This window comes from Pseudomonas sp. UBA3153 (genome assembly GCF_002364635.1).
Classification (GTDB): Bacteria; Pseudomonadota; Gammaproteobacteria; order Pseudomonadales; family Pseudomonadaceae; genus Pseudomonas_O; species Pseudomonas_O kuykendallii.
In genome coordinates this window covers 1-8523 of record NZ_DEYR01000032.1, presented here as the reverse complement: position 1 = coordinate 8523, position 8523 = coordinate 1, and the positions used below count along the sequence as shown (strand labels likewise).

Here is an 8523-nt window from a genome sequence, read left to right as displayed (position 1 = left end):
ACTAGGCTGCGCGCCTATCCGGCAACCCGATTTTGTGACTGTGTGAGCCTATCCTGGTCACGCTTCCAAAATTGGAGGTCGTGTGAGTCTATCAAGCCCTAGTGGCACTAGGCTGCGCGCCTATCCTGAAGGACAGAATTTTCACCCTATCAACACTGGATATTTTTAAATATAGACGCGCAAGGCTCTAGCACGAGGCTTTCAGCGGTTTTTTTAAACCTATGTCAACTGATCGTCGATTCACATAGTTAGTAATGGGGAAAGGCATTTTCTGAAACTGTGTCGCGCAGCGTATGTGTGGCTGAGTTGAGGGAAGTGGACGGTCCGGAGGTCATGACCAAGACGACTTGGGAATGCAGGGGGTTGAGGGAGAATACTCGGCATGGAGAACTGGCAGTGCGAAGGTTCAGATGGGGAGAAAACACCCCTGGCAAATTTGCGGATTGCTTGGCCTGAGGTGATGGATCTCGGGCATGGAGTTGAAATGGGACTGATCGAACTACTGGTTATGCAGATAGGAGTTTTGCTGCTGGCACTGTTGCTGAACTGGGTGACGCTCCTGATGTCACGCAGCGTTCTTCGAGATGCTCTACGCGACTGGAATGAGATCCGGGTGCTACCGGGCAGGGCATACAGCAATGAATCTCGGTAGGTGGATAGACCTTGGTATCTGGACGAGCGCGATTGAGTCGCTGGCGTTCGCCTGTGGAGTTTTGGTGCTGTTGGCTTGCATGGTAAGCCTGGTAGCGAGGATTGCGCTGTATGCGGTTCGCGCATTAGTGAGGCTGAAGGGAATGTGCAAGGCCATGGGTAGGGCTATCGAGTGACTGGTCCTGACTTGGAGTTGAAGGTTATTGACGGAGGCGTGTGTGGCTCGTGGGGTTATTCGAGGTAACTGACGCGGGATTATACGGCCAGGGTATTTATTATCCTTGGTCTGACCTTGGCGGTATTTGGATCACTGATGATCAAGTTGTATTGTGCGGTGACAAGTATTTAGCTGGTTGTTTGTGCTACACGTTGGGTAGTCTGAGTATTCGTTGTGCGAGCGGACTTGAGGTCAAGAAGCAGGATGGATAACCGGTTTTATATTGTTTGCTTAATTGAATTACCTATGAATACCAGAGGTTGATCGATAAGTTTGGTGGTGTTGTCTGGTTCTGTGTCGCGAAGCGAAGGATTGCTCCTTGTAGGAATTTAAAATGAATTCATCAATTTTGCTTGTGTGCGCAATTGGTTCTGTGCTCTTTGCGCTCGGAGTTATTGCATTGGTCGGGTACCGAGTTGCGGTTCATCTGGACAAGAAGTACGGCGCACGGACTGATCGTCGTCGGCCTAACTAGAATTACTGAATTCTCGCTACGCAAAGTGAGTTGCGATGAATACTAGACTAGTCTTTCTGTCCATGTTTTGAGAAGACAATTTTCTCTGCATATGCCCGTTCGGAGAGAGGAGCAACTACTGTTGGAGTTCGGGTGGGTGCTGATTCAAATGCCAATCCCGTTTCTACGAGATTTTTTCCTGCGTTATCCCCAGAGGCTGTGGACAACTCGGTGGGTAGATTACGGAGGATAGGGGGAGTAGGGGGTTTTTGTCGGTGATCAGAAAACGATCGGCTTGTAGCGCTACAGGGTTAGCTCCTTAGGCAGCAAAATTGCTACTGCATCGCACTTTCGATACGCCTTCCAAGGTGATCGGGCGCATCAAGGCGTGGCTGCTAGCTGAGGCGTAGGCCCTGTGGGCGCAGCTGGCGGTGGTTTCGAGTTGAATTTCACGCCTTACTTCGGCGCAGTAACCCAGCCTTTAAGGGTAGGTGTCGTGGTTTGGTGCTCTGAGCCGATGTCTCTTACATAGTCGGCAGGCGGTCCAGAAGCGCGTCTGGAGCAATTTATTCCGTTTGACCTTGCCTGGCAGGTCTATGGGTTCAAAAACGCTTCTGGGGCCATTCTAGGCGCTTTCCTGTTTCGGGCGGTCTGTTGTTGCGCGGCGTGGGAAAGTTGCTCTGTCGAGCTCGCGGGTGGCTTCTCATGCCGCTCTGGTGGCGCCGGTTAGCCATAGCCTGCCAGCTGTTCGACAAGCACGGATGGCCTTGCTGCTGTGCAAGTGCGGAGCAGAGTTGGATGTTTAAGAAATAGATCAGAAGGAAAATCTCCCCCTGGAATTGACCAGTCGGGGGCGGGAGCGCTGTGCGCCGTACGGAATCTTTTCGCAGGGATATTGAATCAGTAGCTTCCCCTAGGTCAGATGATTTGACGGGGATTCAGCCACCAAAATGAAGACGACTGTCTGGAGGTGTGGGTATGTTGGGTGGCAGGGGCATGTACTAGCAACAACTAGACTGCTTACGACTTCATTGCCAGATGGCGTCAGACGATCAGATTAGATTCTGACAGCGTTGGCAGAAGGCTTGAAGGCTCGCAGGAGAGTTCGCCCGCAAGCCGGTATAGCTTCTCAACGGTGATGTTGACCTCGCCACGCTCGATGCGGCCTACGTAGCTGCGGTCGATATTGCACGCCAGCGCCAGTGCATCTTGGGAAATCCGGCAGGCCTTCCTCTGCGCTCGGATGCGTTCCCCTAACACTTTCGCCAACGTATCCATGACCATCTCAATTCAACTTGAGGCGGCACTATCGTGCGTTTGCGGACGCACGAGCCACGGATTATAATCCGCATTTCTTTCGCGCTAACTCTTCTGGTGCCTCAATGAAATCGGCCTCGTTTATCTTCGACAGGCGTCTGTATGAGCTGCTTCAGGAGCCAGTGCGTTCAACGTTTACGACCCGTGAACTGCGCGATGCCTATGCCGCTCGCCTGAAGGGCACACACTTCCGTATCGCCGATGTGCGCCGTTATGTGTATGAGCAAATCCGCCGATTAGTGCGCGCGGGCTGGGTTGTAGTGGATGAGGATCGTCGTGTTCGAGGACAGATCTATCACCTGAAGCCGACCCCAGCACATCTGCAACTGGAACTGATCGACAACAGTTTTGAGAACAGCCCTATGGCTGCCGGAGTGCCCGAACCAGACAAGGCCGTGCCCGCCCTTGAAGCTTTGCCGCTTAAGTCGTCAGCCAATATGGATTTGCAGTTGGAGGCGCTCCACAAGGAAATCCGCATGGACTTCCTCACTTCAATGGGCGAAGCGGAGCGATTCAAGTTGCTACTGGACGAGATGCCGCACTTACGGGACAAAGTTGAAGGCGAGTACCTGGAGGCCAGGGATCGCAGTTCTCGACTTCTGGGCCATCTACGCGCCATCGAAAAGACCCTCAAAACGCTCGCTGCGCCGCGATGAGCAGAACACTACGCAGCTGGCAGAACAGCTGCATCGCCAGGGCGTTGGAGCACTTCACCGCCACGCCGCACTTCTTCTGTCAGGCAACGCCGGGAGCCGGGAAGACGCGCATGGCCGCAGAGCTGGCCAGCCGACTGCTTGAGCAGGACAGAATTGATCTGGTGCTGTGCTTTGCACCATCCTGCCAAGTCGTTGAGGGTTTTCGTTCGACTTTTGCGGCTGTGCTAGGCAGGCGTCTCGACGGCCAGATAGGAGCAGTGGGGGCCGCGTACACCTATCAGGCCATGGAATATCGAGATGAAGGATTCTGGCAGCTTCTTGATGACTACCGGGTGCTTGTGGTCTTCGATGAAATCCACCATTGCGCCGGTCACGATCCGCTGCTCAGCAATGCCTGGGGGCAGCAGATACTGCACCGGATACAGGATCGCGCTGCCTTCACGTTGGCCCTGTCTGGTACGCCCTGGCGTTCGGACGACAAGGCCATTGCCTTGGCTCGCTACTCGTCGCCCGAGGGACATCTGATCTGTGATTACCGTTATGGATTGAAAGATGGCATTGCCGACGGCGTGTGCCGGGCACCTCGCATTGTGTTGCTCGACAACCAGAAGGTGAAGCTCACGGAAGAACTTGGCGCAGATTGCTCCGTGAGGCTGTTTCCCAGTATCGCCAAGCTTTTGGGCGAGTCACCTGTCACCTATGAGGAACTGCTGCGCCATGACGAGGTGATCAATCCAATCCTCGACCTTGGCTGCAGCAAGCTGAACGAGCTACGCCAGATCAAGCGTGATGCAGCTGCTTTGGTGATAGCCACTGATATCGAACACGCCCAGCAAATAGCCCAGGCTCTGGAAGCGATGGGTGAAGTGTGCCGTATCGTGACCAACAAAACCCCGGATGCGCAGCAAGTGATCGGTGCATTCCGAGGCAGCACCTGCCGCTGGATTGTCGCCGTCGGAATGATCAGCGAAGGCACCGACATTCCCCGCCTGCAGGTCTGTTGTTATCTCAGTCGTATCCGCACCGAACTGCATTACCGGCAAGTGCTGGGGCGGGTGCTGCGACGCACAGGTGAGTCCGACGACCAGGCCTGGCTGTTCATGCTGGCGGAACCGACGCTTCAGGGCTTTGCGGAGCGAATTGCGGATGACCTGCCGGATGACCTGGCGGTTTTGAGCGATGTGCAGATACCTGGATTTAATCCAGGCTCAAGGCCTGAGCCGATGGATACATCGGGCCATGTCGAGGGTATCGACGGTGCTGGGTTAGGTGGAGCAGAACCGGGTATTGGGTCGCAGGCTACGAGCATCATTTCGCTGGGTGGTTTTCCAATTGAGCCCGCTTATCAGGTCAGCTTTTCCCAGCATTACCGGCAGCAGCTATTGGCTTGTTTCTGATGTTCAGCCAGCCGAGGCTGCTCGAATGATGCCGGTGTGCATTGATCCATAACCGGCCGGTGCTGCGTGGAACGATATCGTGAGGTGAGCATGGAGATAAAGTCGCAGGCATTAGTCGATGTTGTTGAAGATGTGATCTGCGACGTGTGCCGTTCTGGCACTCGTATTCCCGGCTATGGCCTTCAATACGGCAAGCTAGAAGCCCAATGGGGATATGGCTCGCAGCATGACGGGGCGCATACCGGGTGCATCTCTGCGAGCACTGCTTTTTCAGGGTGCTGAGCGGCTTGCGTCGGGAGCGAATGGTCAATGGCATGTTCGATGATGATCAGCCATTTTCCTCTGAGGATTTTGGTTTGATCGGCAACGGTAACTACTGGGAGCAGAGCTGATGTCTGAATCAGTCGATGTTCAACGGTTCGCACAAGTCGAGGCGTTGGCCATGGAGGTATTCGAGAGCCGTGCTGCCACGACAGCGTGGCTCACATCCCCCAATACTGCCCTGGATGGGAAGTCTCCTCGTTCTTTATGTACCACTGAGCTTGGCGCTATCCAAGTGCGCCGGTTGTTGCGCTGTATCGAGTACGGCGGTGTTGTTTAAGTTGATAAGGCTGGACGGCTTGACCACCTTCCTAGTGGCCAATTTATGCCAGTTAGTTCCAATGAGCCTTGGTCTATAACATTATTTTGAGGACTGGCATGGCCATGCAGCATAAACGCTTTAGGGCAGTCATCCACGCCAGTGATTTTTTGGTCGAGCTGTTACGTAGTGCTTAGTTGCCAGGGGATGTCAGAGCTAGTGCAAAACACTTGTTGCGGCAAGACCCAAGTGCAGGTGAAGTTCTTCAGACAGGAAAAGGCGAAGAGCTCCTCGCAAGCACGATTTGCTGTTCTAGTGTATTCAGTTTCGCCATGGAGTGAATTTTGCTTAGCCTCACAAGTCGCTTCTTCGTCTATAGAGCAGGCCGCCCCTTCCAGGAGAATTTCGCCGAGGCCTGATGGTTTCATCAACGGGCAGGCGAACAGGGCTCAACCCTGGAGTTAATTAAGAAATGGGAAAATTGTTCCGCCCTTTGGAGCATATACATATGCTGAACGCCACGTATAGCAAGGCCTGAAGAAGCCTGCTAAATCGAAAATAATTCAGAAAATCGAAAGATATTAATGATCAGCTCACCAGAGGTTTAATGAGTTATGCGAAAAAATATCCACGTTGTTAATCGTCACCCCGCATGGTTGAACCCGCCCGAGCCTGGTCAGGATTTACATGACCTTGAGTGGGGGGTCGTAGAAGTGATGTCTGACAAGTCACTCCGCTTCAAACACGAGAAACCAGACCCTGAAGAGCTGGAAAAATTCATTTCAGAACTTAAGCATCTGGTCTAGCGCCCCCCATCATTCTGGACTTCAGTTAGCCGAAAAACCCGGCTGGCGTTTTGCATTATCAATATCGTTCGTTTGAAATCCCGTGGGAGCGACTAATGACTTAGCCCAACCTCCAGTCCCTGAACTCACTTCATGTAAATTAACGGCGAGGCTTTGGTTTCTTTTGCTGATACCCCCTATCTGGATGGTCTATTAGGACTTAACTACAAGCAGCTCCTGCCAACGCGTTGTATAGGCCGGTGACAGCATTTCACGCCGCATGCCCCAATCAGATTGCTTGGCAATTCGCCCAGGCTTTAGCGTCCCGCGTCCCCAGCGCTCATTGATAGCGTCCAGTGTGCTCATTAGCTGCTCTGTCTTCACAGGTTGCTCAGGGGCAAACAGATCCGGTGTGTACTCATCCCATCTACATAGATCCAAAAGCAGCACCTGTGCTTTGGCATAGATGAATCCATCGCGGTACAGCCGACGTATGCCTTCACGAGCAGCAGCAATAATCAGCCGTGTGTCGTCGGTCGGGTAGGGTAGTTGGCAGAGTATGCCGTTGGCGTACTTGGCTTCAGTGGGATTGAACATCCCGGTGCGCAAGCTGACTCGCACCTGGCGGCACAGCGAGCCCTGCTGGCGCAGCTTTTCCGCCGCGCGGGTGGCATAGGCAGTAGCAGCCTCCTGAATCGGCTCGATGTCTTTCAGGCGTTTACCGAATGATCGACTGCAGCAGATTTCCTGCTTGGCAGGCGCTGCTTCCTCAAGTTCCAGGCAGGCTATGCCACGCAGCTCGCGAGCTGTCTTCTCGATTGTCACGTTGAAACGCTTACGCAGCGTCCAGGCATCGCTGCTCGCCAAGTCCCAGGCAGTTTTGATGCTTTGGGCGTTGAGATGCGCCTGCATGCGCCTGCCGATACCCCAGACTTCCTCCACCGGCATGGCCTTGAGCAGTTTGTCGCGACGTACGGGGTCTCGTAGGTCGACCACTCCGCCTGTTTGCCGTTGCCAGCGCTTGGCTGCATGGTTTGCCAGTTTGGCCAAGGTTTTGGTGCCGGCGATACCAATGCCCACCGGGATGCCAGTCTTCTGCTTGATCTCGTTCTGAAGTGAGCGGGCCAGGTTATCTAATGACTCCGGCATACCGCTGAGCTCGGCGAACGCCTCATCAATGCTGTACACCTCAACGTTGGGTAGCCGGCCTTCCAAGATGCTCATGACTCGTTCGCTCATATCCCCGTAGAGCGCATAGTTGCTGCTGAAGGCCACGACTCCATGATGCTTGAGTTCGCCACGGATCTCATGAAACAGCGCACCCATTTTCACGAAAGGCTTGGCGTCGGCCGAGCGAGCGATCACACAGCCGTCGTTGTATCTGAATGACTCTAACAGTTAGTAGATTGTAACATACTGTTTTATAAGCATTTTACCAGACTAACAATTTTTCAATTTTTCGAGGCCTCTTGAAACCCTTCACGACCACTGTTCGAACGCCAACGTAACCATCGTCATCCCAGCAGGTCATGCGTACAGTCGCCCGCAAGCTGGCAAGGCCGATCTGATTGAGGTGGCAGAAAAGAGCGTTTGCTCACGGTAAGTGGGCACCCTCGTGCCGACGTGCAGAAATCAGCCGGACGCATACATCTAGCTAGGCGAACGGGGCATCACGCCTTGCCGGGGAGCCCAGCTGTGCAGCAACAGCTGGCTTTCCGGGTTGGCAAGCGCGTGAGCACGTCCTTTAGGTAGATCGAAAAAAGAAAGATTAATTTCCTCCCGGTTAAACCTCCACGTTGCTTAATGGGCGGAGGTTTGAGCATGATCATCAAGCCTTCATGGCAAGAATTCGCCGACCACCGTTGAGGACAAGCAGCCCGACAGCAAAACCAATGGCAAGGTCGGGATAAGGCGAACCCGTAAGCATCACCAGTAAGCCAGCAACAATAACCCCTAGGTTGGCCAATACATCGTTTGCTGAGAATATCCAGCTTGCTCGCATGTGAGCGCCACCATTCCGGTGTTTTGATATCAAGAGCAAACAGCCAACATTGGCCACAAGGGCGACCAGGCCAACCCCCATCATCAGCAATGACTCGGGTTCGCTGCCGAAAATAAATCTGCGCACAACTTCCAGTAAAACGCCTAACGCGAGCGCTATTTGTAGAAAGCCCGACAGATGTGCGGCCTTAAGCTGTAGACCCTTGCTCCGTCCAGCGGCATAGAAGGCAAGGCCATAAACAGCGGCATCGGCGAACATATCCAGCGAATCCGCAATCAACCCTGTGGACTCAGCAATAACCCCAAGAACCAGCTCGGCTACAAACATAAGAGCGTTGATACCCAGCAAGGCTTTAAGCACTCTGGACTCGTCTAGAGCCTCCTGGGCGTCAGCCTGCCCTCTCTCCGCGACCTCGCTTGGTGCGCAAGCCCGCGTACCTATCAGGGTGTAGTGGTCTACTGATC

At 53.8% G+C, this 8523-nt stretch carries 6 protein-coding genes and 2 pseudogenes; 5 read left to right on the top strand and 3 right to left on the bottom strand.

Annotation, left to right across the window (positions count from 1 at the left end):
- Positions 1-382 precede the first annotated feature (382 nt).
- The gene (locus B2X67_RS06990) at positions 383-652 is read left to right on the top strand and encodes a hypothetical protein (RefSeq protein ID WP_286785045.1); all 270 of its coding nucleotides are present in this window, start codon (positions 383-385) and stop codon (positions 650-652) included.
- Between the two features lie 1714 nt (positions 653-2366).
- Here the strand turns inward: B2X67_RS06990 and B2X67_RS06985 are convergent.
- Positions 2367-2600, bottom strand: a complete 234-nt coding sequence (locus B2X67_RS06985; RefSeq protein WP_286785044.1) for a helix-turn-helix domain-containing protein — start codon at positions 2598-2600, stop codon at positions 2367-2369.
- Between the two features lie 104 nt (positions 2601-2704).
- On the opposite strand from B2X67_RS06985, the gene B2X67_RS06980 reads away from it, so the two are divergent.
- From B2X67_RS06980 to B2X67_RS06965, 4 genes and pseudogenes are all read left to right on the top strand, one after another.
- Positions 2705-3295, top strand: coding sequence for a hypothetical protein (locus B2X67_RS06980; RefSeq protein ID WP_286785043.1), 591 nt, complete (start codon positions 2705-2707; stop codon positions 3293-3295).
- Positions 3292-4692 (top strand): DEAD/DEAH box helicase, encoded by a 1401-nt coding sequence (locus B2X67_RS06975; protein ID WP_286785042.1) that lies wholly within the window; start codon positions 3292-3294, stop codon positions 4690-4692. Before B2X67_RS06980 ends, B2X67_RS06975 begins: the two co-directional genes overlap by 4 nt.
- A gap of 90 nt (positions 4693-4782) precedes the next feature.
- Positions 4783-5084: pseudogene (locus B2X67_RS06970) on the top strand (hypothetical protein).
- On the top strand, positions 5084-5293 hold the full coding sequence (locus B2X67_RS06965; RefSeq protein WP_349677784.1) for an MbcA/ParS/Xre antitoxin family protein: 210 nt from the start codon (positions 5084-5086) through the stop codon (positions 5291-5293). The pseudogene B2X67_RS06970 and the gene B2X67_RS06965 overlap by 1 nt, the downstream one beginning before the upstream one ends.
- Positions 5294-6270: 977 nt before the next feature.
- Here B2X67_RS06965 and umuC read toward each other — a convergent pair.
- Together umuC and B2X67_RS06955 are read right to left on the bottom strand one after the other, a co-directional pair.
- Positions 6271-7434 (bottom strand): annotated as a pseudogene (umuC, locus tag B2X67_RS06960) (translesion error-prone DNA polymerase V subunit UmuC); the annotation flags it as partial.
- A gap of 451 nt (positions 7435-7885) precedes the next feature.
- A partial coding sequence (locus tag B2X67_RS06955; RefSeq protein ID WP_286785041.1) for a cation transporter occupies positions 7886-8523 on the bottom strand: 638 nt, incomplete at its 5' end.